This is a genomic window from Sphingobium amiense (assembly GCF_003967075.1).
Taxonomy (GTDB): Bacteria; Pseudomonadota; Alphaproteobacteria; order Sphingomonadales; family Sphingomonadaceae; genus Sphingobium; species Sphingobium amiense.
Genome location: NZ_AP018664.1, coordinates 2,658,300 through 2,683,873, shown reverse-complemented (window position 1 = coordinate 2,683,873; position 25,574 = coordinate 2,658,300). Strand labels below are relative to the sequence as shown.

The following is a 25,574-nucleotide window of genomic DNA, read 5'->3' as shown; positions in this document are numbered from 1 at the left end:
CTCCCAATTAGGCCTCATGATCAGGGCAGATCCTGCTTCACGGAAGGTGCGAAGGATATAAATATGGTGCTTTGAAGGCACCATATTGTTAGATATTAGCCGCGACGAAATCCTGGGCGCGCTGACGCAGAAAATGCCGAAGCGAGGCCAGCACTGGCGTAGACCAGCGATCCTCTCGCGCGACGAGGATATAGCCGCCGAGCACGGCTGGACGAGTATCCGGGATATTGACCTGCACGAGCGAACCTTCTGCCAGATCCGCTTCAACCAGGAAGCGGCTGGCGAGCGCGACGCCGCGACCCTGCTTGGCGGCGGCGATGGCGAGATGCGCGTGCCAGCAGACCGGACCTTCGAGGCTGGCAGGAGGCTCTATGCCGTTGAGCCGCAGCCATGCCCGCCATTCGCTATCATCTTCCTCGTGAAGAAAAGGCAGGCGGCGAGCATCGATCGGGCCAAGCGCGGACGCAACCGCAGCGCTGGCGACCGCCATCACCTCCGGCCGGGCCAGCTCGAAGCAACGCAACCCACGACCGCCGGGCACGGTCGGCCCATCGTCGCGATAATAGCGTATGTCGGCATCGGCCTCATGTATCGAGAGATTCGGCGGGATATCGGTTGGCTTCAGTTCCACGCGGAAATCGGCATTGGCGCGCTCGAACGCGGCAAGCTGAGCGGAAAGCCATTGGATCGAAAGGCCGGGCACGCACCACAGGCGCAAGGGACCGTTGCGACGGCGACCTTCGAATTCCTGGGTGGCGAACAGCAGTTCGGCAAAGGCGGCAGAGACCCGGCTATGGAAGCGCTCGCCCTCGGGGGTAAGCGCCAGTCGGTTGCCGGACCGTGAGATCAACGGCCCGCCCAGCCATTCTTCCAGCTGCTTGACATGGCGGCTTACGACAGCGTGGTTGAGCCTGAGGTGCGCTGCCGCCTTCCGAATGCCGCCGAGCCGGAACACCGCTTCGAACGCGCGCAACGAGGCAAATGGGGGCAGCGCAATCTCGCCTGACGATTCTGCGAGGGTATCTGCGCTTGAGGAACGAGGGGCAGCGTCCGGCTCTTTGGTCATGATCCCGTCGATGATGCGCCGACTGTGGCAGGAATTGCCCAGCGAACGCGCCGACGGTGCTGCCAGAGCACCACATTGTCAATCTAGGCGACTTCAATGGCACCGGGTTCCGACTGCACATATGCCTGTCATACGCCCGAAAACGGGTATCTGCGACGGGGCCAATGCATGTCCGATAACGGGTTGATCCAGAAAGATCGCCGCCATCTCATCCATTCCGTGCTGTCCTGGGGGGAGCATGAACGGCGAGGTGCGACCATTCTCACTTCGGGCGATGGCGTCTGGCTTACCGATGGCGACGGCAATCGTCTGCTTGACGCTTTCTCGGGATTGTGGTGCGTCAACATCGGCTATGGTCAGCAGAGCGTGGTGGCTGCAGCAGCCGAACAGATGGCGCGCCTGCCCTATGCCACAAACTATTTTCATTTCGCGAGTGAGTCCGCGGTCGAGTTGGCCGCGCGGCTCGCCGAACGTGCGCCGGGCGATCTCGATCATGTGTTCTTCACTCAGGGCGGGTCGGACGCGGTCGATACCGCCATCAGGCTGATCCGCTACTATTTCAACGTTACCGGGCGACCGGAAAAGAAGCACATGATCGCGGTCGATCGGGGCTATCACGGGTCGAGTGCGGCTGGCTCAGGGATCACGGGCCTGGCTGTGTTCCACACCCATTTCGACGCGCCAGTTGCGACGCAACATCATATACCCACCGCCTGGCCCTATCGCTTCGATGGCAGCGACGCCGATCTAATCGCCGCGTCCGTCCGCCATCTGCGCGCGAAAGTGGCTGAGATCGGTCCCGACAGGGTCGCGGCTTTCTTTGCCGAGCCGGTCGTCGGCTCCGGCGGCGTGATCGTGCCGCCCGATGGCTGGTTCAGGGCGATGCGGGATACCTGCGCCGAACTGGACATAGTATTTGTGGCAGACGAAGTGATCACCGGCTTCGGACGCACCGGGCCAATGTTCGGATCAGCGTATGACGGCGTCGCCCCTGATGTCATGACCCTCGCCAAAGGCCTGACCTCGGGGTACGTCCCGATGGGGGCTACGCTTCTGTCCGACCGGCTTTATCGCGCGATCGTTGACGCAAGCGGCAAGGCAGTGATCGGCCATGGCCAGACCTATTCTGGGCATCCGGTAAGCGCGGCCGTCGGCCTCGAGGTGCTCCGCCTTTACGAGGAAGGCGGGATCATCGCCAACGGTCAGGCCAGCGGCGCTCACCTCGCCAGCGCGTTGACGGCGCTAAGCGACCATCCGCTGGTGGGCGATGTCCGCTCCCGTGGGCTGCTTGCCTGCATAGAGCTTGTAACCGACAAGGTTGCAAAAACACGGCCTGATCCTGCGCTCGGCCTGCCCGACGCACTTGCCCGCTGCGGCTTTGAACGGCGCGTCCTGTTTCGCGCATTCGGCGATGCGATGATCGGGCTTGCGCCGCCGCTTATCAGCACGATCGACGAGATCGACGAGATGGTCGCGCGGGTGAAATCGACACTCGACGACATGCTCGCCATCCCCGCTATTCGTGAAGCCCTCAACGGTTGAGACGGACGCTACCGCGCCCGGATGCCGTCAGATCTGCGCGAGAGCGGCTAACGGCAAGCGATGTTCCGCCAATGCCGAGCTAAGCCGCCATTCCGCCGACAGAGGGCCAGCCGGATGAGGGGCTTCCGCCACTGGCGCTGGCACCTCGATGAGATGTACGTGAAGATCAATGGAGAGATGGTCTATATCTGGCGTGCCGTCGATCACGAAGGCGAGGTTCTCGAGAGCTACGTCACCAGGACGCGCGATAAACGGGCAGCTCTTGCCTTCATGAAGAAGGCGCTCAAGCGCCATGGATCACCCGAGGCGATCACCACGGACGGACTGCGCTCCTACGGTGCCGCAATGAATGAGCTTGGTAATCGCGACAGGCAGGAAGTCGGACGCTGGGCCAACAACAGGACGGAAAACAGCCACCTGCCTTTTCGGCGACGAGAGCGGGCGATGCTGCGCTTCAGGCAGATGAAGGCGTTACAGAAGTTCGCCTCAGTCCACGCCAATCTCCACAACCACTTCTCACTGGAGCGCCACCTCGTTAACCGAAAGACCTACAGGGAGAGACGCTCTGCCGCCCTGGCAGAGTGGTGGTCCATCGCGAGCTGAGGGCAGGCATCCCAAGTCCGAAATACATCCGGTGGAGACGAGTTCGCATTAGACTGACAGTGCCCGTATCGGCAGTGTTCATCTGGAGCTATCGTTCACAGCGGTTGATTTAAGCGACCGACTTTGATCGACGCTCGACAGAGAAGTCCACGATCGGCACGTGAGAATCAGAAATGACGATGACAGACCAATATGGGTCGGTGGCCGGTCGACAGCGGTTCGTCGCCGATCATCGCAAGCCGGACTGTCTCCTGCCGGCCCAAGTCTGTTCATTGACAGAGGCCATCAAGAAACGCCCGTTTCTGGCGCACCGGAGCGCGGGACCGAGCAGCGATAAAATGGCGCTTTCGCCTGCCTCACATATGAGCACCGGCGGCAGCCAATGACTCTTTCACCCGCGCCGTTGCCATTTCAGGAGGGTCGGTTTCGCCGAGGAGCGCGAAACTGCCATTCAAGGCGAACGTGCAATGGCCGTGCACCGTCGCAACCAGCGAACGTGCGAGGCGTGGAGCCTTTTCCCGTGCGTCCGCGGGTAATATCGCTTCGACTTCGCGCACGACTATATCGGTCAGCACGCCGCGGCGCTCGGCGAGAATTTCCGGAATGACACCGTCTGCGGGCAGTCGATGGTCATAAATCGCCATCCAGAGGTTGGGGTGCTGCGTCGCAAAACTGAAATAGCCTTCGACGAGCGATGCAATCCGGTCCCCGTTATCCTGGGCGAGTTGGCGTTCGAGATGCGCTGCCCATTGCTCAAATGTCCGCGTATTGATCGTGGCCAGCAGCACGTCATAACTGCCGAAAATATTATAGAGCGTGCCCACCGTGTAGCCGATCCGTTTGGCGACCTCGCGACCGGAAAAGCGTGCAAAGCCCACCTCGGCCAGCAATTTATGGCCTTCATCGAGGATCAGTGCTTCCAGCTCCGCGCGGCTATGGTCGGATCGTCTGCCCATAGGATCGTCTAGGATTTTAATTGAACACTGTCCAATATTTTAATTGAACACCGTTCAATTTACCTGTATCGAGCAATCTCCACGTCGAATGGAAGGTGAGTCATGCTGGTTGCGTTGCTTTTGATCGTGGGCGGGATCGTGCTCTTTGATACGCGGCGCCGCGTCATGGAGCTGGAAGACCGTATCATCATGATCGAGACGGAGGCCCAACCAGCGGCAGCACCGGGTGCGCCGGAGCCAGTCCGGGCCGAGCACGCACCGGCAGAAGAACAGCCGCCTTTCACGCCGACTGCAGCGGCGCGTCGTTCACCATGGACTGAGACCTTCGCCGAGCCGGAAGTTGCGGCTGAGCCTGAGGTCATCGGTGACGAGCAGATCGGTGAGGCCGCTTATGTTCAGCCCGCCTCTGGGTTTGAAGACCTGTTTGGACGGCGTCTTCCGATCTGGGCGGGAGGTGTCACGCTGGCGGTTGCGGGCGCACTGCTGGTCAAATATTCGATCGATTCCGGGCTGCTGTCGCCTATCATCCGCGTTCTGCTGGGCCTGATCTTCGGTGCCGGGCTGATTGGCGGGGCGGAAGTCGCATTGCGGCAGGAGGCGCGGGTGCGCGATGTCCGCGTGCGGCAGGCGCTGGCGGGGGCTGGGCTTGCCACCCTCTATGCCGTCATACTGGCGGCGGCCAATCTTTATCATCTGATGGGGCCGGGTATGGCATTTGCCGGTCTGGCCGGAGTGACCGCGCTGGCCATGGGCCTGTCGCTGCGCTTCGGTCCGCCCAGCGCGATGCTGGGGCTGGTGGGTGGTCTGGCCGCGCCGGCACTGGCGGGGGCGGATGAGCCAAATATCCCTCTGTTGTCCTGCTATCTTGCACTCACCGTCGGTGGCCTTTGCGCCCTGTCGCGGACCCAGCGCTGGATGTGGCTGGGCGTGGGCGCGTTGATCGGGGGTGCGGGCTGGGGCGGCTTGCTGCTGCTGTCGGGCGCGCTGGATCTGGCGTCTTCCCTGTCGGTGGGCCTGTTCATTCTGGCGCTCGGCATTGCCTTTCCGCTGTTCGCTTTCTCGGGCAGCCGGGCCACGCTGATCCGCATGGTGTCGGCTGTCGCGGCATCGGCGCAGATGGCGGCGCTGATCGCGACCGGCGGTTTTACGCTGCTGCACTGGGCGCTGTTTGGCCTGCTTTCGGCCGCCTTCCTCTGGCTGAGCGGTCGGGAGCCGGCGCTGCGCCGCCTGATGCCTGTCGGGCTGGCAGTGGGGCTGCTGCTGTCCGGAGCCTGGCCTGCACCTGCTGCTTCCAGCTTCGCGCCGGTCATTCTGGGGCTGGTCCTGATCTATGGCGGCGGCGCGCTGTGGCGGCTCTGGCGCCCGGCGGGTGGCCTGATCGAAGCGGGACAGGTTGCCGGCGCAGCGCTGGGCAGTCTGGCGGTGAGCGCACTGCACTTCTACCGCGGGTCGGCGGCCGACGATCTGCGCTTCGCCCTGATGGCGCTTGTCGCCAGCGCCTTGCCTGCCCTCGCTATGGCGATGGGGTGGAGCAATCCGGCGCAGCGGAGTGATGCGCGCGCTGCCCTGTTGGCAACCGGCGCGGCGATCCTGCTCGTCCTTGCCGGCATTTTTGGCTTGGCCGGATGGACCCTGCCGCTGGTGGTCGGAATCGTCGCAGTCGCCCTGTTGCTGCTGGCGGCGCAGGCCGGGAATGCGCGGATCGAATGGAGCGGCTGGGCCTTTGCTTTCACGGCCGTCGCCTCGCTCGTGTCCGGCGGTCGGGGTCTGGACGAGCTGGGCCGGTTGGCCGGGATGGGCGCGGACGCCGCGCCGGGCATAGCCCTGCTGCGCTGGAGCGGCGTGGCGCTGGCCCTGACTCTCTTTGCGTGGCGGGCGAGACTGGCCGAAGGGCGGCTGGTGGCGCAGATCGTCGGTGCGCTCTGCGCCTATGGCGCCATTGCGCAGGTCGCGCCGGTCCTCTGGCTTGGCCCCATCGCTGCGCTTGGCCTTCCGTTACTGGCCGAAGGGGCGCGCCGCCTGCCGCCGCTGCGCCTGCTGCCTGCGCTGGCGACCCTGTTCCTGCTGACGCTGCTGTGGGCGGCGGAACCGCTGCTGGCCTGGGTTGAACCGGCGGTGATGTCGCTGCTAGGGCGGCCGCTGCTGGTGAACCTGTTGCCCGATATGACCGACATGCTGCTTCACCTTGCCCTGCCGGCCGCGCTGATTGCGCTGGCGCTGGTCCGGGGGAAAGCCGCGATCGGGCCGATCGGACGGCAACTGGCGGCGATCGTGATCGGCCTGTTTGGCACGATTGCCCTGCATATCCTCTACAGGCAGGCCTTCGCCATCGCCGACCACGCCGCCTTCGTGCGGGCCGGGCTTGCCGAGCGTACGATCTGGGAAGGCCTGCTGATCATGGCGGGCTGGGCCGCATGGCGCCGGTTCAACAGGCGGGGGGTCGCCCTGACGCTGCTGGCGGCCGGTATCGCCCATAACCTGCTCTACACGCTGTTGCTCCATAACCCGCTCTGGGCGGCGCAGGCGGTTGGTAGCGTGCCGCTGTTCAACCTGCTGGCGCCTGCCTTTGCCATTCCATTGGCCGGGCTATGGCTGGCCGGACGGATAATGCCCGAACCGGCCGAGCGTTGCGCGCGCTTTCGCGACGGTGGCTTCATGGTCCTGATCCTGCTTTTCGCCTTCGCCACGCTGCGCCAGTTGTTCACCGGGCCGATGCTGAACCTGCGACACCTGTCGGCGGGCGAGGATATTGGCCGCTCCGTGCTGGCGATCATATTGGCCACCGGCTTCCTGCTGTGGGGCATTCGCCGGGGTGGACGCGACTGGCGGATCGCATCGCTGCTGCTGATGCTGGGTGCCGTGGCAAAGGTGTTCCTGCTCGATGCATCGGGCCTGACCGGCCTGCTGCGCATCGCATCCTTCCTGGCGCTGGGCTTCAGCCTGATTGGCATCGGCTGGCTCTACAGCAGGCATCTGCGCGCCGACACCCATTAACGTGTCGTCATCATCTCGCGCTTATGGCCTTGATCATAAGGGGTATTGTTCATGTCCGCACCTGATCTGTCACTGCTTGCCAAACGTCGGTTCGCGCCTTTGTTCGTTGTCCAGTTTCTGGGGGCGTTCAACGACAATCTGCTGAAGTTCGCTCTGCTGTTTCTGGCCAATTTCGTCCTGTTCCGGACGGCGCCTGGCAAGGCGGAACTGCTGGCGACGATCGCGACGGGCCTGTTCATCCTGCCCTATTTCCTCTTCTCCGCGCTGGCCGGGCAGATTGCCGACGCCTGGGACAAGGCGAAGCTGGTGCGGGCGGTCAAGGCGGCGGAAATTGCCATCATGACGCTGGCACTCATCGGTTTCTGGCTGCAGTCCGTGCCGTTGCTGCTGACCTGCCTGTTCCTGATGGGTCTGCATTCCACCATTTTCGGCCCGGTCAAATTCTCGATCCTGCCGCAGCATCTGCATCATCGGGAAATGATGGGCGGCACGGGCCTGATCGAGGCGGGTACATTTCTCGCGATCCTGAGCGGGCAGTTGCTGGCCGGGGTGATTTCGGCGCAGACGGCGGGCCTTGTCGCGGTCGGCGTCGCGCTGCTGGGTTTTATCGCCAGCCTTGCCGTCCCGTCCGCGCCGCCGGTGGCGAAGGGGCTGCGGATCGACGCCAATATCTTTCGCAGCACCTGGCAGATACTGAAGGCGGCGCGCCATGGGCGCGGCGTGTGGCTGTCCATCCTGGGGATAAGCTGGTTCTTCGCCGTGGGAGCCGTCCTGCTGGCGCAGTTCGCGCCGCTGGTCAGCGGCGTGCTGCATGCGCGGCAGGAAGTCGCCACCCTGTTCCTGCTGGTCTTCTCGCTGAGCGTGGCGCTGGGGTCGCTGCTGGTCAATCGCCTGCTGCGCGGCGAGGTTTCGGCCCGTTTCGTGCCGGTGTCAGCGCTGGCGCTGGCTGGCTGCATGATCGACCTGTGGCTGTCGACCGGCGCCTATGTTCCGCAGGGTGGCGAAGCGGGCATTGCCGCCTTCGTCGCGTCGGCGGGGAGCTGGCGCATCCTGATCGACCTGTTCGGCATCGCCTTTGCCGGGGGCATGTTCATCGTGCCGCTCTATGCGATCCTTCAGACCCACGCCCCGCGCGAGGAGCGATCGCGCACCATCGCGGCGAACAATATCGTCAATGCCGCCGTCAGCGTGGCCGTGGTGCTGGCGGTGACGCTGATGCTGGCGCGCGGGGAAAGCGTGCCCGGCGTGATCGGCGCGATGGGCTTTGCGACGCTGACGATCGCGCTGATTTCCTGCTGGCTTCTGCCTGAAACGGTAATCAAGTCGCTGTTCCGGGGGCTGTTGCGGCTGCTCTATCGCGTCGAGGTGACGGGCGTCGAGAACATGCCGCAGGCGGGGACGCCTGCCGTGGTCGTGGTCAACCATGTGTCCTTTCTCGACGGGTTGCTGCTCGCCGCCTTCCTGCCGGGCAAGCCGACCTTTGCGGTGCATACCCGCATTGCGAGAGCCTGGTGGATCAAGCCCTTCCTGCCGCTGTTCGACGCTTTCCCGGTCGATCCGACCAATCCGATGGCGGCCAAGGCGATGGTGAAAGCGGTGCGCGAAGGACGGACGCTGGTGATCTTCCCGGAAGGGCGTATCACCGTGACCGGCGCACTGATGAAGGTGTTCGACGGCCCCGGTATGGTTGCCGACAAGGCCGACGCGCCGATCATCCCGGTGCGCATCGACGGCGCGCAATATACGCCTTTTTCGCGCCTGCGCGGCAAGGTGCGGTTGCGCAGCTTCCCCAGGGTTAAACTGACCGTTCTGCCGCCGCGCCGCTTCAGCATAGAGGGGGAAATGACTGCGCGGGCGCGCCGCGCCATCGCCGGACGTCGCCTGTATGACGAGATGAGCGCGATGATCTTCGCCACCTCACGCACGGAAGAGACGCTGTTTCAGGCGCTGCTGGAGGCACGGTATATCCATGGGCGCAAGGCGCCAGTGGTGGAGGACATCAAGCGCGAGCCCATGTCATATGACCGGCTTGTCACCGGCAGTCTTGCGCTCGGCCGTCCGCTGGCGGCTGCCAGCCGCCGGGGCGAGGCGGTCGGCGTGCTGCTGCCCAATGTGGCGGCGGTGGTCGCGACCTTCTTCGCATTGCAGGCGCACGGCCGGGTGCCGGCGATGCTGAACTATACGGCGGGCCTTGCCAGTTTGAAGGCCGCCTGCACAGCTGCGCAGATCCGCACCATCGTCACCGCCCGAGCCTTCGTGGATCAGGCGAAGCTCGGCGAGATCGTCGCTGCGCTTGCGGGCGAAGGCCTGAACATCCTCTGGCTGGAGGATATCGGCGCGACCATCGGCACCGGGGCGAAGCTGCGCGCGCTGATCGCCAGCCGCTTTGCCGGGCGGGCGCACAGGAGGTTGCGCATCGCGCCCGATGCCCCGGCGGTGATCCTGTTCACCAGCGGATCGGAAGGGCTGCCCAAGGGCGTGGTGCTGAGCCACCGCAACCTGCTGTCCAACTGTCGCCAGTTGGCCGCGCGGATTGATTTCAACACGGCGGACATGGTGCTGAACGCGCTGCCGGTGTTCCACAGCTTCGGCCTGACCGGGGGCACGCTGCTGCCGATCCTGCACGGGGTGAAGACGCTGCTCTATCCCAGCCCGCTTCATTACCGCATCGTGCCGGCGCTGGCCTATGACAGCAATGCGACGATCCTGTTCGGCACCGACACTTTCCTGTCCGGCTATGCCCGCATGGCGCACGGCTACGACTTCTACTCCGTTCGCTACATCTTTGCGGGGGCGGAGCGAGTGCGCGATGAAACGCGCAAGGTCTATGCCGACAAGTTCGGCCTGCGCATCCTGGAAGGCTATGGCGCAACCGAGGCGGGGCCGGTGATCGCGGTCAATACGCCGATGCATTTCCGCGCCGGCACCGTCGGCCGCCTGCTGCCGGGCATCGAGGCGAAGCTGGACGATGTGCCCGGCATCACCGAAGGTGGCCGCCTGTCGATCCGTGGTCCCAATATCATGGCCGGCTATATGAAGGCCGATGCACCGGGCGTGCTTCAACCGCCGGAGGAAGGCTGGCATGATAGCGGCGACATCGTCACCATCGACGGCGAAGGCTTCGTCACCATTCGCGGCCGCGCCAAGCGCTTTGCCAAGATCGGCGGAGAGATCGTGTCTTTGCCGGCGGTGGAGGGCTATGCCGCAGCGCTCTGGCCCGACGCCGAACATGCCGTCGTCACCCGTCCGGACGCGCGCAAGGGTGAGCAACTTGTGCTCTTCACCACCCGCAGGGGCGCGAAGGCAGGCGATCTTCAGGCATGGGGCCGCGCCAATGGCGTCACGGAACTCGCCATCCCGCGCGACATTCGCGAAGTGGACGCTCTGCCCGTGCTGGGCACGGGCAAGCTCGACTATGTCACCATGGGGCAACTGGCGGCAGCGTGACTGGCGAAACGCGCGCGCGATGGCGATCCCAGCGTCTCAGATTGAAAGCGGAATGCAGGACGCAAGGCAGGTGCAAGGCGAGCGCTCAAACCCCGTCGGATTTGAGCCATCCGCTTCTTCCTGGATCACGGGGTCGGGATCAAATGGGGCATACGAAGATCGAAAGCACGGTCAGATACCTCGGGTAGATGTGGAGGGGGCACTCACATCGGCAGAGGGCACGAAAATCTAAGGCAGCCTGACTCCTCGCCATTGCGGGGGCCAATGAGCGCGCCGCGTTCCTTGAATGAGGCGGTAAACTGAAGATTCTGGGTAACCAGACTTTGGAAGATGAGGTGGCTGCGCTGGAACGCCGCAGGATCAGCGAAGCACTGGATCGCACCGGGCGCAATCACACCCATGCAGCGCGTGAACTTGGCCTCTCGCGAGCGGGACTGCTAAAAAAGATGGATCGGATGGGACTACGCTGAACAAACATCCGTCTTTTCATTGCATCATATGAATAAGGGGCAGCGACCGGACGGCAGGCGGTCAGTTCCAGTCCGGGGGTGGCAGTTGGCCCGGTGGATGCCCGGCGTTGGGGAAACGTCCGCACGCGACCTTGGAGGAAGCAGCGGTAAGCGGCGACGGAGGATCGGCAATGATATGGCCGGCCGCTCGGATATCACTGGCCCATGCCGAAGGGACAGGCGCGTGTCTCGGGCGCGACGATCGCCGGTGTCGCGAAGGTGACCGAACTGGCGAGCCTCTGCAACTCCCCTGCATATTGCTGGACCAGCGCATCGCGCTGAAACCCTGCGCCGTTTAGTTCTTCCTGCTTCCCGTCACGCGCTTTGGCGCTTGCGGCGGCAGTCGCGGCCAGTGCGGCATCGGCGGGGCTGGCCTTCGCGGCCTCGGCATCCTGCTTTGCCTTCTTCGCGAAGGCGTCCAGCTCCTGCGTCAATGTCGCGACGTTCGCCTGTGCAGAAGCGAGTTTTGCATTGGTCGCCGTCACGGACGACAGATCGGGGGTCGCCATCGGACCTGCAACCGGGGTCGGGGTTCCTGCCTTCCCGACTTCCTCCGCCTGCCGCACGAGCGCCGCATATTGGGCGAGGCTGTTGCGCATCGCGTCAAGGCCCGGATTCTGGCTGCGCTCCACCGCGATCGCGGCCTCTGCGAGGCCCACGCTGATCGAACAGGCTCCATGATACTGGAAAATATCCTCCAGCCCGCGACTGAGCGTGTAACTGCTGGTGGAACAGGCCTCGCGATTGGTGATGTCGCGACGCAGCCGGTCGCGCGCCTTTTCCATCGCAGCGGCCAGAACGTGAATGGTGAGATTGCTGAGGTAGGTCTGGTTGATCGCTTCGCGCGATCCGCTCAGGATCGCGGCGGACCCGGACAGCGCCTTTGCGGTATTGACGCCGCCGACGAAGGAACCGAGGCCGCTGGTGATGATGGCGCTGATGCTGAGAGAGGAATTGACGGCGGCGTCCGCATTTTTGAGCATGGCAACGTAGCGCGTGCATTTGCGGTTGGACGTGGCCATCAGGATGTCGATGATCTCGTTCCGCTGCTGGGTGGTGTAGCGACTGCTGGACAGCCCGCCTTCCGAACTGCTTCCGATGACATGCTGGAACGATGCCGCAATCGCCCCGCAGTCGGAATGCCGGCCCCCCGCCTGGACCGGCTTTGCCATCTGGTCTTCATCCACCGGTCCGAAAATGGCTGTCAGGAACTGATCCCCGCTGTCGAAGCATTTTTCCTCCCGTTCGGAAAAAAGAGGCTCCGCCGATGCGAGGTTGCGGTCTCCGATAACAGCGCCAAGGCCCAGCGGTCCGGCGCCGGAGCCTGCGCAGCCGGACAGGGCAAAGATGAGCGCCACGGCGAATGGATGGAAATGACGTGCCAGCAAAGAACCCCCCAAGGCCAGGAAATGGACTTGCTACCCTGAAGAAGAGGGTCAATTTTCTGCATCGACAAGTCAATACGACAGCAAGATTGTTTCCATCCCTTTCGGATGGACTACAGGCTGGCCATTCCTCACCATGGCAGACACGGAGATATTCTGGAGGTGATGCCTGCGCCCCCGCTCATAGGAGGCTGCAAGGTTTCTTCTCACGCGAGCGCCGCCAGCCGATTGGAAAACCTATAAGGAGAGGCACACAGGTCGTCAGGAAGCGGAAAGCAGGCGATGCGATGCCTTGCCCACGCCAATCTCCTACGCAGCGAAACGTGATCGTCCAGAGCGGCTCATCGCGAGCAGAATGGTGAAGGCCGTCAGCGAAGAAACCATACCCACTGCGAAAAAGATTGTTGCGGGGATCTGTCCCCAGTAACTGCCCATGATTCCCGCGAGCAGGCTGCCAAGAAACTTGGCGATGTACCATGCGCCCATAAGCATGGCGGCGATCCGAACCGGTGAAAGCGTGCCGATCAGGCTCAGGCCAACCGGCAGGGTCAGCAACTCCCCAACGGTGAGAAACAGAAAATAGGCCAGCACCCAGCCAGCGCTTACCGGCTGGCCGGTTGATGCATGGAGCGCTGCTGCCCCCATCATGACCAACATCGCCATCGCGGCAACTGCGCAGCCGATGCTCATCCGGCGCAGCAGCGCGGCGGGCGATCCATCACGGTCGTGCCGCCGCCAGAAGCGGATCAGCGGTGGCGTGAGCAGAATGATGAGGAGCGGATTGATCGCCTGAAACCAGGTCGCGGGTATCTCGAACTGCCATCCGCCGATGACGACATGACGGTCGGTCTGGTCGGCCACCCACAACGCAATGACATTGCCGCTTTGCTCATAGCCGATGCGGAACAGGACGACCACCAGAACGATCGCCAGTATCAGGCGAAGATTGCGCCAGTCGTCCCCACTCAACGACGGACTTTGTATGCGATTTCGATGGTGGATGCCCGGTTCCGGTGGCAGGAATCGCAGCGATGCCAGATAGATTGCCAGTCCCACCGCCATGCCGATCCCGGCGGCAGAAAAGCCCCAGTGCCAGCCATATAGCTCGCCCAGCGTCCCGCAGACAAAGGGCGCCAGCAGGCCACCCAGGTTGATGCCCATATAGTAGGCGCTGAACGCCTGAGGTCGGCGTAGGTCGCCCTCGTCATAGAGGCTCCCGACCTGCACCGCGAGCGGCGGGATGAACAGTCCGTTGCCGATGGCGACCAGCCCCAGCGCAGGAAAAAGCATATCCTCGAACGCCATCAGGAAATGCCCCGCCATCATCAATACGCCGCCGATCACGACGCTGCGCGTCCGGCCCAGCCAGCGATCCGCGATGATGCCGCCGAAGAAGGGACTGAAGAAGGCGGCCGCGCCATAAAGACCGTAGATCAGCGACGACTGCGCCTGTGGGAAGTGCAGGTGCCGCGTCATATAGTAGACCAGCAATGCCTGAAGGCCGAAATAGGAGAATTCGGCCCACATCTGTGTCAGGAACAGGCTGGTGAGTCCCGGCGGATGACCGAAAAGCGAGCGGGGGGCACCGCGTCCGGGGGGCGCTGCCCGTGCCGCAGATGAGGTCAGCGGTGTGTTCCTCACGTCAATAATCAAGCCCGATGGTCAGCAGGCCCATGCTGAGCACGACCCAGGTGAGAAACAGGCCCGCCACCGGGACCAGTATCGACCAGATTTTCGCAAACCAGCGCCGATCAGGGCTGCGAAGCACCACATAGGCGTTGTAGACCGAAACCAGCGTGCCAAGAATGGCGGCGACTTCCATAAGCTGAATCAGGCGCATCCAGATGTCGAGGCGCCCATCGAGCAGCCCGACATCGGTGTTGATCGCCGCGATCATGCCCATCCACCCGGCCGCCACCAATAGCGCGACAACCGCAGTAAACCGCATGACGCGATCAAACAGAAGCGCACGTCCCGACACGGGTGAGCGGTAACCGTAGACCTTCCGCATCCCCGCCACGACCGGCCATGCCAGCGCCGTGAGCAGCATGATGCCCAGCGCCGCCAACAGCGCGGGCATGATCCATCCGGCATCGAGATCAGCGGGCGCGGGCAGGAAAAGTATGATCGGGGCGAACTCGGCGATGGAAAAGGCAGCTACCCGGCCATGTTCCACCCTCGCGGCCAGCCGTCCGCTGCCGCCGACCTCACGCCACTGGAACGGCGCCACTTCGCGCCAGCGCTTTGGCACGCCGGCAGGATCGAGCAGCGCAGAGACGGTGATCGTGTCGTCGCTGTTCTGGCTTACCTCGACCTCCCCCAGAAGACCGATGAAGCGCAGCCAGTTGGATGTGGACGCCCGGCTGCTGACATAATGACCGACCATAAGCCGCCCATGGTCCCGCGCGGTGGACGCGGTGCGGCGTTCAGAACCCGATTCCGGGAAGTAGCGCGCCATGAACTGATCGAACAGCCTCTGGCGGATAACGTGCGCAGCCGCTTCTTTTCCCGCGCTGTTGAACGACATGTAGATGCCGACATTGCTGTTCACCAGCAGATGCAGGTCCGAATGGAACCAGTTGGTATCGCCGCCATGGCCCACGATCACCTGTCCGTTGCGATCCTCATGATAGAAGCCCAGCGCCATCGCGGGGAGCGCCGGGATGGGCCGGTTGACATCCGCAAACATCCGCGCGCGCGTCTCCGGCTTCATCAGCGCACCGCGATTGTCGAGAAACGCGAGCATGAAGCGGGCCATGTCCTGGCCCGTGGACGACAATGCACCGGCGGGCGACAGTTCGATAATCTCGTAAGGCTTGGGTTCTTCGGACGCGACGTTATAGCCTTTCGACAGGAGCGGCGCGAGCGATGCGGGAAGGGGCTGCTCGAAGCTCGAATGGCGCATGTTCAGCGGTGCGAAGATGTGCCGCTGAACATAATCCTCGAACCTCTCGCCGGACACCCGCTCCACGACATAACCGGCAAGCGACGCGCCATAGTTGGAATAGGCCGGCATTTCACCCGGCGCATAGATGCGCGCCGGCACCCAGCGCTTGAGCACATCGCCCAGCGGGTGTTTCTGCCCGGCCTTCTCGACAATCAGATATTTCGCCGTTTCCTCGAAACCGCCCGTATGCGTCATCAGGTGCCGCATGGTGATCGGCTTGCCGTGCGACGGCGGAATGCGGAAATCGAGATAGGCATTGATGTCGCGGTTGAGGTCGATCTTGCCCGCCTCGACCTGCTGCATCACCGCCGTCCATGTGAACAGCTTTGAGATCGAGCCGGGCCGGAACATCGTCCGCGCCGGATCGACCGGCACGCGCGAACGCATGTCCGAATATCCATATCCGCGCGCCGTCAGCACCTGCCCATCCTTCACGACAACAACGACCGCGCCTGCGATGCCGCCCGCATCGAGCGAATAGGGCAGCAGGCCATCGAGCCAGGCGTTGATGTCTGCCGCCGTCAGCGAGGCCGGTGCGTGCCCATTTGTCGACGTTTGCGTTCCGGAAGCGGAAACCGCCGCGCGCGCGGGATTGAGGTCGGCGGACGATTGCGCGGTCGCGGCCGTCGCCGACATGGTCAGCATCGAGAGGAGGGCAATCCAGCGAGTGAACAGGCTTGCCATCAGAAACTTGCTCCTACCGTCATGCCAAAGCTCCTCGGCCGGATCGGCGACGCGTTCAGCAAGGTGCCCGGCCGCGTCTGGAACTGGCCCGCGTTGATGAGGCCATGCGAATTGTTGAGGTTGCGAGCGTAGAACTGGACGTTGAAGCGGCCAACCTCGAAGCCCGCCCGCACATCGACCGTGGCATAACCGTCAATTGTCAGGCGGCGTCCATAGGTCAGCAGGTAGGCCAGGTCGAAATCGGTCGTCTGATCGCTGACGATACGGATGCTGCCTCCGGCAAAAGCGTTGACGCTTCTGCTCATCGGCCAGCGATAATCGGCGGAGATATTGCCGCTCCACTTCGGCGCATAGGGCAGGCGATCGCCTTTCACCCCCGGAGCCACCAGATCCGGCGCGCCGATGTCGATGCCGGGCAAGTCGTCTTTCAACTTCGCATCGTTATAGGCGATGCTGGCGGTAAAATCGAAGCCCCTGATCGGGCGCAGGGCAACGGTGATTTCGGCTCCCTTGCTTCGAGCCTTGTCGCCATTGCCATCGGCGCTCACCGGACCGATGCTGGTCTGGTAGGTCACAACGGTCTGGATGTTCCGCCAGTCGAGATAGTAAACGGACGCATCGACGGCGAGCGATCGGTCGGCGGTCTCCGCGCGCAGGCCCGCCTCATAGCTGACCAGCGTGTCAGCGTCGAACTGACGCGGGAAATCGGATGGAGCGCCGGGGGGCACGACATTCGGCCCGCCGGGGCGATAACCTTTCGCTACCCGCGCATAGACCGACGCATGATCGCTCAATTCGAGGCGCGGAGACATGGACCAGGTAAGGACATTTTCGGACGACCTGCCACGCTCGATTTCCGGCCCGACCGCTCCGCCCGACAGAGGCAGGAAGGACCCGTCCAGAAGCTGTGCCGTCGATTGGGTGTTATGGCTGTAACGGACACCCCCGGTCAGGTCGAACCGGGACCCCAGATGCAGCGTTGCGCTGCCGAAACCCGCATATTCCTTATAGATCGAGTCGAGGCGAGCTACCAGGAAATCGGGAAAGGAAATGTCGGCCCCGCCCGGCCCGACCGGCAGCACGAGAGTAGGATCGACCGTCTCTCCGGTGGCCAGATCGAAGGGCACATATTGCTGGAAAATCCGCCCCTTCTCGCGCGTGTAGTAACCGCCGACCAGCCATTCGAGCCGGTCATTATCGGGCGAAGCGAGCCGTAGTTCCTGCGTGAACTTCTTCTGCGTCACTTCAGAGGGGAAGAGCAGCCCGCGCGTATCCGGCTCGGTCCCGAAAATCGCATCGGCAACGCCCGGAAGCTGGTATGTCGCATCGTTCCGATCTTTGGAGAACAGCTTGCCGTAGCTCGTCACGGACGTCAGCGTCGCAAAGCCCCAGTCCCAATCCAGCGTGCCATTGTAGAGCCGATAATCGACGCTGGTTCTGCCGGGGGAAAACTCCGTCCGGGTGAGGCCGGAAACCGGGGCGCCTGTGGCGGGATCGGTCGGTTGCGGCGCGAGACTTACCGGATCGGCATCGAAGGACGCGCGCGAATCCCCGCGCAGATTCTGCAACAGCGCTGACAGACGTACAGTCAGTTGATCGGAAGGTTTCACCAGGATCGAGACTCTTCCGCCGTAGCTGTCCACGTCATTGGCGTCCCGCCGCGCCGCCCCAAGCGTGTCGATGAAGCCACCCGTTCTCCGGTAAAAGCCGCTGGCGCGCACCGCGATGCCGTCGGACACGGGCATATTCAGGACGCCGTTGGCGGACCACCCCATATCGCCGCCCTTGACCGTTTCAATTCCCGCTTGCGCCTTGCTCTCCCACTCGCCGATCTTCGGCGCAGCCGTCACATATTTGACGACACCGCCCAGCGAGTTGGCGCCATAGAGAGTGCCCTGAGGTCCGCGCAGCACTTCAATCCGCTCGACATCGAAAGGGTCAATGTCGCCCGCCAGTCCTGCCGCGTTGCTCTGCCCGGTGCTCGAACCGAACGGCGTATCGTCGACATAGACCGCGACGGTCGGACTGGCGCCACCGGTGTTGATGCCGCGCAAAACGACACGCGTCTGGCCGGGCGTTGATTGCTGGATGCTGAGGCCGGGCACCAGCGCCGTATAATCCGCAATATTGCGGACCTGCTGCCGTTCCAGAGTGGCCGACGATACCACCGAAATCGACTGGGGCACGTCGAGCAGCCGCTCTTCCCGTTTCTGGGCCGTGACAACGATCTCGTCGGGTTGATAGGTGTCCGCTGCCGGCGGCACGTCCGGTCCAGCCTGCCGAGCCGCCGCTGATGGAATTGCGATCAGTGCCGCGCCTGCCAGACAGACCGCTTTTCGCCTTACCGCCATGTGAAACTCCCTTGGATGCGCCCTTAGGATGCCCTATGTTTCATTTTTGGCAACATATTTCTTTCATAGCATCGCCGTAGTTCACAAAGCCACCGCTTTCCGCTAAATTCGAAACTTCGATCATGGCTAAGATACCCCGCAACACCTCACATCCCGGCCCAGCGATTCGCGCGGCACGTCTCGATCAGGGTCTCAGCCTTCGCGACCTTGCGGTCCGGACCGGACTTCCCTTCTCCACCCTGTCGAAGCTGGAAAACGGCAAGATGGGGATGAGCTATGACAAGCTGGTCCTGTTGGCTCAGGCTTTGGGTGTTGAAATCGGCAAGCTCTTCTCGTCCGCGCCTCTCGCCCCTCCGCCAAGGCAGGCGGTGGGCCGTCGCAGCGTCACGCGGGCGGGAAAATGGCCCGAATCCAGCTCCGAGCGCTACCGCCATCATTATCTGGCGGCCGAGCTGCTCGATAAGATGATGGTCCCCATGATCATCGACGTGCAGGCCCGCTCGCTGGAAGAGTATCGCGGCATCGCGAGACATGAGGGCGAAGAATATCTGTATGTGCTCAGCGGCGCGATGGAACTCCATTCCGATCTTTACGCGCCATTGCGGCTCGATCAGGGGGATTCCATCTATTTCGACAGCGGCATGGCGCATGCCTATGTCCGCGTGAGCGATGAGCCTTGCCAGCTTCTGTCGATCTGCGCCGGGCCTGGCATTCAGCGTTTTGCGGAAACGGCCAATCATCGCTGGAGCGACATGCCTGAGGAACGGCCGCAGGCGGAATCATCCAATAGCGACGACTGAAGTTTGGCGATGTTTCATATATTGAAACATGTTTCGCATTATGCGATGAGCCGGCCATGGACATGTCTTTCAACCGGTGGAGCGTCGTGCTCCCAGCCGCCCCGGCGCTCTTCCAGCTAACCGCCGGTGCCGGTCGATGAGCCGGCGGCTCCTGACGCATCGGCGGATCGAAAATCGCATGCGCGAGCCGTTTCGGATCGCGGGTTATCAGTTTCATTCGATGCCGTCGGTCGTCGTATCGCTCCGGCAGGACGGTGTGTGTGGGCGAGGGGAAGCGGCGGGGGTCTATTATCTCGATGACGATCCCGGCCATATGGCGGCAGAGATTGAGCGCGTTCGCCCTGCGATAGAGGCTGGCGCAGGGCGGGCGGACCTGCTGCAACTGCTTCCCCACGGTGGTGCCCGCAACGCGATCGACTGTGCGCTCTGGGATCTGGAAGCAGGTCTGAGCGGCCGGTCGGTGTGTGACATGGCCGGACTGGGCGTCGCCAAGCCGCTTGTCACCACCTTCACGCTTCCAGCCGACACGCCCGCCGCAATTCTCGATCGCCTTGCCAGCTTCCCTGCCGCTCATGCTCTCAAACTGAAGCTGGATGGAGACCTGGATGCGGACGTAGCGCGCATGCGCGCCGTGCGGGTCGCGCGTCCCGACATCTGGCTGAGTGTCGACGCCAATCAGGGCTATGGGCCAGAGTCCTTCGACGCGCTTGCAGCCGCACTGGTGGAAAATAATGTCGCGCTGCTGGAGCAGCCGAACCGGCGCGGGGAGGAGGCCGGTCTGGACGGCTGGCGCTGCCCGGTCCCCCTGGCTGCGGACGAAAGCATCCTCGACAGTCAGGAACTGGAACGGCACGCCAGTCGCTTCGATGTGGTTAACATAAAACTCGACAAATGCGGCGGCCTGACCGAGGCGCTGCGCATGGTCGAACTGGCCCGAAAGCTGGGCGTCAGGCTTATGGTCGGCAACATGGCAGGGTCCAGCCTCGCAATGGCGCCTGCATTCGTCGTCGGGCAAGTCTGTGAAATCGTCGATCTTGACGGAGCGTGGTTCCTGGCCGACGACGCCGTTGCCTCCAGCATGTATCGGGCCGGAACCTGTGTCGTTCCAGGAGGATTCTGGGGCGGATTATAAGATGGGCGCTGTCGAAGCACGAGCGTCAGCCGCTTGCTGCCTCATCGTGCAAAGCGCCAGTGATCGAGATCGAATAGCGTGCGGTCGCCCGGCCCCTTAAAAACGAGGTAGAGATCGCGGGTGCCGATTGCGTCCTTGATGGAGGTGGTGCGTTCCTGCCACTTCCCGATCGGGTCGGTCTCGCCGACCTGAAGCGTTCCGATCACCGGACCGTCGACGCGATCCAGGCGCAGTTCGATGGCCGATCCTCGCGCGCCGTTCGCGACCGATGCGATGAAGCGCTTTGCCCCGGCCGCCCCGAAGTCGACACCTGCAACCCTGATATAGGTGCGGTCGAGCGTTCGGGTCACGTACACGCCGTCCAGGGGGTTGCCGGCAGTCGTGACGCCCGGCGCCCAGTCATAGGGCCGATCGCGATTGCGCCTGATCCGGGAGGTCCAGGCGATCGTTTCCGCTTCCACCCGTTTATAGGGATTGAGAGCTTCCAGTTGCGGCGCACCGGTGACATCCCACCAGTGCAGGTTGGGGATGGTGCCATCCGCATTATAGCTGAACTTTGCCACGCTTACCGAGCGCCGTTCATGATGGATCGGCGTCACCGCGAAGTTCAGTTCATAGTGGAAGCCGAACAGATAAGACCCGCCCTTATAGTCGATGATGCCGGGATGATTGCCCGTGGCGCGTGCATCATGATCCATGATCGGACCTTTATAGGTCCAGGGTCCGGTTGGCCTGTCACTCATCGCATAGCCGATCCCTTCGGAACAGCAGGTCGAGGCAAAGGCCATATAGTAGCGATCATTGTGCTTATAGAACCACGGCCCCTCCTGATAATCGAGAATCCGGTCGACCTTGGTGATTGGTCCTGAATAGGAGGTCATGTCCTCGTCGAGTCTGACATACCAGAGATCGGGATTGCCCCAGTAAAGATAGGCCTGCCCGTCATCATCGACCCAGACTGTAGGATCAATGAAGCCATCTTGAGCAGCGATCAGTGGTTTGCCAAGCACGTCGACGAACGGCCCTTCCGGTTTGTCGGCGACCGCTACGGCGATGACGTTCTTCGGCGATCCAGTGACGCTGACCGGGGCATAGAGGTAAAATTTCCCGTTCCGCGCCACCACCTGCGGTGCCCAGGCATCGTTGGTCTGCACCGCCCACGGGAAGGTTTTGAGCGATGCGACCGTTCCGCGATCCGTCCAGTTGACCATGTCAGTCGAACTGTAGAGCAGCCAGTCGCGCATCTCGAAACCGGTGGCGTCGTCCTCGTCATGGCTGGTGTAGAGATAGACGACGCCGTCATGCACCAGGGGAGCCGGATCGGCGGTGAAGCGGGTCTGAATGATGGGCGGACCCGGCTGGGCGATAGCTGGCAGCGTTGCGGCGAAAGCGGAAAGCGCGGGAAGGCCCACCTGCAACCAGCGAAGCGATCCTTTCATCAGAACCGCACCTTTGCAGCTTTGCCGGTATAGGAGATGAGCTTCGTCGCGGGCAGCATGTCCAACCCGCCTTTGCCAGTGCCGCTCATGAGGACGAGCTTGAGGTCGCGGCGCGCTGTCATGCCCGGGAAGCGGCCCCGGCGAGCGCCTACGCTCAGCGTCTTCGCTGCGTCGTTCCAGACCAGATCATAAGTGGCGCGGGCGCCCTTTTCGTAAGCGTAGGTTTCGTTGTCATCCTCGTAGAGGGTGAAGTGCGCGTCGGCGCCGGGATAGATGCGAATCTCGTATGCCGCGCCGGGGTCTTGTGTCGCATATTGGATATTCGGCCCCATGGGCAAAATCGACCCCGCCCGCACATAGAGCGGAATCAGATCGAGTGGCGTTTGGCGCATCACCCGTCGGCCGCCGTCGAAACGCTCGTTTGTCCAGAAATCATACCAGCCAGCGCCTTGGGGCAGATAGGTTTCCATCCGCTCGTCCAGGGCCGTCGACGTTCCGTCACTCGCCTGCCGCTCGCTCGGTCGACGCCAGGCGAGGCGCAGCGCGCGATTGCCGTCGACCTGATAATAGTCGATCCCGACCTTGACGGCCTGCCCTTTGCGCAACGTGACGAGAGCGCCCTTGTAGCGCGCGGCGCCCGCCGCCCAGTCTTCCACGACGGTCCTGCCGTTCAGCTTCAGGCGAAAGCCGTCATTGCCTTCCAGCCCGATTTCATATTCGCCATCTTCAGGCGCCGTGATCGTGCCTTCCCATCTCGCGGAAAAATGCTGGAGATCGGCGAGCCCGCCAGGAATTTCGGCAAGGGGAGGGTCGGGCCAGTTATGGTCGACCTTGAGATCGACGAACTTGCCCTTGGGCGCCTCGAAATTCTGCCCTTCGAAATATTGCCCCGCAAGCCCCGGCTGGCCGTCCGGGGTGCGCAGATATTCGGTCGGAATCGTCGCGGCTGGAGGCTGCACGATGTTGTACATCGCGCGCGTTACCGGATGGACGAGGATGGACGGTCCGAACATGAAGCTGTCGTCGATCCTGTCGGTCGTGCGATCGTCGGGGAAGTCCATCATCAACGGCCGCATCAGCGTATAGCTGTCCGACGTCACCTTCGCGCTAAGGCTGTAGATATAAGGCAGCATTCGGTAGCGCAGCCGCGTGGACCTGAGCAGCGAGGCATAGACGGCCGGGTCGGTCTCCCTGAACAGATAGGGTTCGCGCTCGACGTTGGTGCCGTGAATCCGCATGATCGGATTGAAGGCCGAAAATTGCAGCCAGCGGGCGTAGAGTTCGCGCCACGCCGGGTTCTTCTCGCCGCCGGGAAAGTCCGCGACGAAGAAGCCGCCCGTGTCCTGCGTCCAGTAAGGGTTGCCGGTGACGGTCACGTTGACGCCGTCGGCCACCTGCTGCTTCAGCGTCTTCCAGCTTGCATAGATGTCCCCGCTCCACGATGCCGCAGCCGTCCGCTGAGCGCCCGCCCAGCCCGACCGGGTGAGCGTGAAGACGCGCCTGTCGCTGGTCGCCCGCTGCCCGTCATAGGTGCCCTGCGTCGTCAGCAGGGAATAGGGATTGAGATAGCGCGTGAAATCGCCCAGCGCGTTGCGGCCCAGCGCCTTGGTGTCGCGGATATTGTCCTGCGCGTTCCACATCGCGCTCGACACCTCGATTTCGGTGCCGTCCATCCAGAGCGCATCGACGCCCTTGTCGAGCAGGCCGGACTTGATGTGCCTGAAATAGATTTGTCGTCCCAGCGGACTATATGCGTCGTAAACCCGCGCATGTTTCGATATCCAGTGCAGCGGCTCGAAGCGCAGGCCGTGGCTGTCCAGTTCCCTGGCCAGCGCCGTATCGTTGCCGATAGACGGCCAGATCGACACCATCAGCTTCATGTGCATGTCATGCACATCGCGCGCCATGCCGGCGGGATCGGGATAGCGCGCCGCGTCCCAGGTCATGCCGCTCCAGCTACCGTCCTTGTCCGAACCCCAATATTGCCAGTCCTGCACGATATAATCGAGCGGGAAGCCGTCCTTCCGGAAGCTGCGGGCAACATCGAGCAACTGGGCCTGCGTCTTGTATCGTTCCTTGCTCATGAACAGGCCGAATGCCTGTTTGGGATACATCGGCGCCTGGCCGGTCAGGGCGCGATAGGCTCCTACCACCGCGTCCGGGGTCTCGCCTGCCATGAAATAATAGTCCACACCCCCCGGCGCGCTTTCGGCCCACATCGACGCGCCACCGGCATCGTCCTTGAACTTCATCTGGGAATAGCTGTCCCACATCACGCCATAGCGACGGGAGGACATCAGCACCGGGATGACGATGCCGACATTGGTCTGGACCAGGAGCAGTTCCTTGCCCCGGCGATTGCTCGTGTCGGTGCCGTTGAACCCCAGGCCATAAATCGCCTCGTCAGGGTGCAGGGTGAAGCTGTTGGTCGCCTCCAGCGTCGGCGCGCCGGAGATGGTGCGCTTGGTCAGCGTCTGCGGCGCGGCGGCATTCTCTTCAGTGTAGAGCTCTCCCGAAGTATCGAAGAAGCGCAGCGCGCCATTCGCCTTGCTAATTTCGACCCGCAGCTTCGCGCTTCTGATCGTCAACGCGGCGGCGGTCTCCGATACGGTGAAATGAATGGGCTGAGGCTTGGCGATCACCGCCAGACTGGGCGCGGTCCAGTAATTTTCGCCGAGCGTCGCGTTCACGCGAAGGGTCGCTGGGCCGTAGAAGATGAGGTTCTTGGTGACGCTGTCGACGCGGATCTGCACGCCTTGGGCGAGGCGGGTGAAGGCAAAGCCACTCGCAGCGGCCGGCATGACGTTTTTCATGTGACCGCGCGCATCGAGGCCGGTCGAGGAGGCGCTCACCCGCGGCTCCTTTGCCGCTGCTATGGTTGGCACAGAACCGACAGCCAGCACGGCCGCTGACAGCCAGAAACGGCATTTTACACCCATCGCGCCTCTCCATTTTTCAGCGTCGCTCCGGTTTGCGCCGACGTTTACGTAAACATTCCCCGACCCAGGCGCCTTCATGAGACACTTCTCCTGAAGGCTCCATGGTGACGGCAATCGACGTGGCAGATCCGCCGCGTTGTTGGCGCGCCGCCGATTCCGCTCCGCCGGTTAGCCCTTAGTCGTGCAGCCGGACTGTAAGGAATTACTCCGACTATTGCCATTGGAAATAATCCACCCGATTTCCTAGGACGCGGCCCCGCATGGCTTGGCGCCCACCGGACATTCGTCACAACGCGTCAGCATGGCGAGGTTGGACCGCCACCGGAGACGGCCATGACGTTTCGACCCACGCCTCCGTGTGGGAGGCGACCCGCTGTAGGTGGCATGGCCGATATAGCCGTTGTCGTTTCGATCCACGCCTCCGTGTGGGAGGCGACGCGTCGTCATCGCCCCGTCCTTCGCGCCCAGCAGTTTCGATCCACGCCTCCGTGTGGGAGGCGACTGCCCGACCCCACCGGGCCGATGATGATCTTGATGTTTCGATCCACGCCTCCGTGTGGGAGGCGACTGGCGTGCGCCGCCCATGGCGTGACGAACATCGCGTTTCGATCCACGCCTCCGTGTGGGAGGCGACACTCCGTTTTCGGAAGTGAGGCGGCGGCGAAGGTCGTTTCGATCCACGCCTCCGTGTGGGAGGCGACCCGCCAATCTTGAGGATTGGGTGGTGCGGGTGGAGGTTTCGATCCACGCCTCCGTGTGGGAGGCGACGGCCAGCGGTTC

14 protein-coding genes, 1 pseudogene and 1 CRISPR repeat array (1 of these 16 only partly in view) are annotated in these 25,574 nt (G+C 63.0%); of the genes and pseudogenes, 7 read left to right on the top strand and 8 right to left on the bottom strand.

Translation table 11 applies throughout. The annotated features are described in order from the left end of the window. Positions 1 to 88 precede the first annotated feature (88 nt). Positions 89 to 973, bottom strand: coding sequence for a LysR substrate-binding domain-containing protein (locus SAMIE_RS12930; RefSeq protein WP_066703937.1), 885 nt, complete (start codon positions 971 to 973; stop codon positions 89 to 91). A 261-nt stretch (positions 974 to 1,234) separates the two neighbouring features. Between SAMIE_RS12930 and SAMIE_RS12925 the strand changes: the two genes are divergently transcribed. Continuing rightward, positions 1,235 to 2,608 (top strand): aminotransferase class III-fold pyridoxal phosphate-dependent enzyme, encoded by a 1,374-nt coding sequence (locus tag SAMIE_RS12925; RefSeq protein WP_066703940.1) that lies wholly within the window; start codon positions 1,235 to 1,237, stop codon positions 2,606 to 2,608. 93 nt (positions 2,609 to 2,701) lie between these two features. Then, positions 2,702 to 3,211, top strand: a pseudogene (locus SAMIE_RS12920) (IS6 family transposase); the annotation flags it as partial. 356 nt (positions 3,212 to 3,567) lie between these two features. Here the strand turns inward: SAMIE_RS12920 and SAMIE_RS12915 are convergent. Continuing rightward, positions 3,568 to 4,167 carry a TetR/AcrR family transcriptional regulator gene (locus tag SAMIE_RS12915; protein WP_066703656.1) on the bottom strand — a complete coding sequence of 200 codons (600 nt, stop codon included), beginning with the start codon at positions 4,165 to 4,167 and terminating at the stop codon, positions 3,568 to 3,570. A gap of 102 nt (positions 4,168 to 4,269) precedes the next feature. Here SAMIE_RS12915 and SAMIE_RS12910 point away from each other — a divergent pair, with 102 nt between their 5' ends. The 3 genes from SAMIE_RS12910 to SAMIE_RS12900 all read left to right on the top strand — a co-directional run bounded on the left by SAMIE_RS12910 (position 4,270) and on the right by SAMIE_RS12900 (position 11,078). Beyond that, positions 4,270 to 7,161 (top strand): DUF2339 domain-containing protein, encoded by a 2,892-nt coding sequence (locus SAMIE_RS12910; protein WP_066703653.1) that lies wholly within the window; start codon positions 4,270 to 4,272, stop codon positions 7,159 to 7,161. Positions 7,162 to 7,212: 51 nt separating this feature from the next. Then, positions 7,213 to 10,608, top strand: coding sequence for an acyl-[ACP]--phospholipid O-acyltransferase (locus SAMIE_RS12905; RefSeq protein WP_066703650.1), 3,396 nt, complete (start codon positions 7,213 to 7,215; stop codon positions 10,606 to 10,608). A gap of 335 nt (positions 10,609 to 10,943) precedes the next feature. Beyond that, a complete protein-coding gene (locus tag SAMIE_RS12900) occupies positions 10,944 to 11,078 on the top strand; it encodes a helix-turn-helix domain-containing protein (protein WP_232037230.1) in 135 nt (44 codons plus the stop codon). Positions 11,079 to 11,272: 194 nt separating this feature from the next. Here the strand turns inward: SAMIE_RS12900 and SAMIE_RS12895 are convergent, their stop codons facing one another. The 4 genes from SAMIE_RS12895 to SAMIE_RS12880 all read right to left on the bottom strand — a co-directional run bounded on the left by SAMIE_RS12895 (position 11,273) and on the right by SAMIE_RS12880 (position 18,397). Beyond that, the gene (locus tag SAMIE_RS12895) at positions 11,273 to 12,475 is read right to left on the bottom strand and encodes a hypothetical protein (protein ID WP_126516831.1); all 1,203 of its coding nucleotides are present in this window, start codon (positions 12,473 to 12,475) and stop codon (positions 11,273 to 11,275) included. A gap of 336 nt (positions 12,476 to 12,811) precedes the next feature. Continuing rightward, positions 12,812 to 14,143, bottom strand: coding sequence for a peptide MFS transporter (locus SAMIE_RS12890; RefSeq protein ID WP_066703644.1), 1,332 nt, complete (start codon positions 14,141 to 14,143; stop codon positions 12,812 to 12,814). A 1-nt stretch (position 14,144) separates the two neighbouring features. After that, complete coding sequence (locus SAMIE_RS12885) at positions 14,145 to 16,133, bottom strand: serine hydrolase domain-containing protein (protein ID WP_066703642.1); 1,989 nt, start codon at positions 16,131 to 16,133, stop codon at positions 14,145 to 14,147. Further along, positions 16,133 to 18,397: a TonB-dependent receptor gene (locus tag SAMIE_RS12880; RefSeq protein ID WP_232037228.1), complete on the bottom strand. Its 2,265-nt coding sequence runs from the start codon at positions 18,395 to 18,397 to the stop codon at positions 16,133 to 16,135. Before SAMIE_RS12880 ends, SAMIE_RS12885 begins: the two co-directional genes overlap by 1 nt. Before the next feature lie 209 nt (positions 18,398 to 18,606). Here SAMIE_RS12880 and SAMIE_RS12875 point away from each other — a divergent pair, with 209 nt between their 5' ends. Together SAMIE_RS12875 and SAMIE_RS12870 are read left to right on the top strand one after the other, a co-directional pair. Continuing rightward, positions 18,607 to 19,284, top strand: coding sequence for a helix-turn-helix domain-containing protein (locus SAMIE_RS12875; protein WP_066703639.1), 678 nt, complete (start codon positions 18,607 to 18,609; stop codon positions 19,282 to 19,284). A gap of 136 nt (positions 19,285 to 19,420) precedes the next feature. Beyond that, positions 19,421 to 20,416, top strand: coding sequence for a dipeptide epimerase (locus SAMIE_RS12870; protein WP_066703636.1), 996 nt, complete (start codon positions 19,421 to 19,423; stop codon positions 20,414 to 20,416). 41 nt (positions 20,417 to 20,457) lie between these two features. Here SAMIE_RS12870 and SAMIE_RS12865 read toward each other — a convergent pair whose 3' ends face one another. Both SAMIE_RS12865 and SAMIE_RS12860 read right to left on the bottom strand, forming a co-directional pair. Further along, positions 20,458 to 21,855 carry a glycoside hydrolase family 43 protein gene (locus tag SAMIE_RS12865; protein WP_066703634.1) on the bottom strand — a complete coding sequence of 466 codons (1,398 nt, stop codon included), beginning with the start codon at positions 21,853 to 21,855 and terminating at the stop codon, positions 20,458 to 20,460. After that, the gene (locus tag SAMIE_RS12860; protein WP_232037227.1) at positions 21,855 to 24,707 is read right to left on the bottom strand and encodes a TIM-barrel domain-containing protein; all 2,853 of its coding nucleotides are present in this window, start codon (positions 24,705 to 24,707) and stop codon (positions 21,855 to 21,857) included. The genes SAMIE_RS12865 and SAMIE_RS12860 overlap by 1 nt, the downstream gene beginning before the upstream one ends. A 425-nt stretch (positions 24,708 to 25,132) precedes the next feature. After that, a CRISPR array of direct repeats spans positions 25,133 to 25,574; the repeat unit is 32 nt; unit sequence GTTTCGATCCACGCCTCCGTGTGGGAGGCGAC (it continues 2,420 nt past the right edge of the window).

Excerpts from the sequence above, each read along its gene's own strand:
- SAMIE_RS12925 (WP_066703940.1), top strand. The coding sequence starts at position 1,235 with ATGTCCGATAACGGGTTGATCCAGAAAGATCGCCGCCATCTCATCCAT.
- SAMIE_RS12915 (WP_066703656.1), bottom strand. The coding sequence starts at position 4,167 with ATGGGCAGACGATCCGACCATAGCCGCGCGGAGCTGGAAGCACTGATC.
- SAMIE_RS12910 (WP_066703653.1), top strand. The coding sequence starts at position 4,270 with ATGCTGGTTGCGTTGCTTTTGATCGTGGGCGGGATCGTGCTCTTTGAT.
- SAMIE_RS12905 (WP_066703650.1), top strand. The coding sequence starts at position 7,213 with ATGTCCGCACCTGATCTGTCACTGCTTGCCAAACGTCGGTTCGCGCCT.
- SAMIE_RS12885 (WP_066703642.1), bottom strand. The coding sequence starts at position 16,133 with ATGGCAAGCCTGTTCACTCGCTGGATTGCCCTCCTCTCGATGCTGACC.
- SAMIE_RS12875 (WP_066703639.1), top strand. The coding sequence starts at position 18,607 with ATGGCTAAGATACCCCGCAACACCTCACATCCCGGCCCAGCGATTCGC.
- SAMIE_RS12870 (WP_066703636.1), top strand. The coding sequence starts at position 19,421 with ATGAGCCGGCGGCTCCTGACGCATCGGCGGATCGAAAATCGCATGCGC.
- SAMIE_RS12865 (WP_066703634.1), bottom strand. The coding sequence starts at position 21,855 with ATGAAAGGATCGCTTCGCTGGTTGCAGGTGGGCCTTCCCGCGCTTTCC.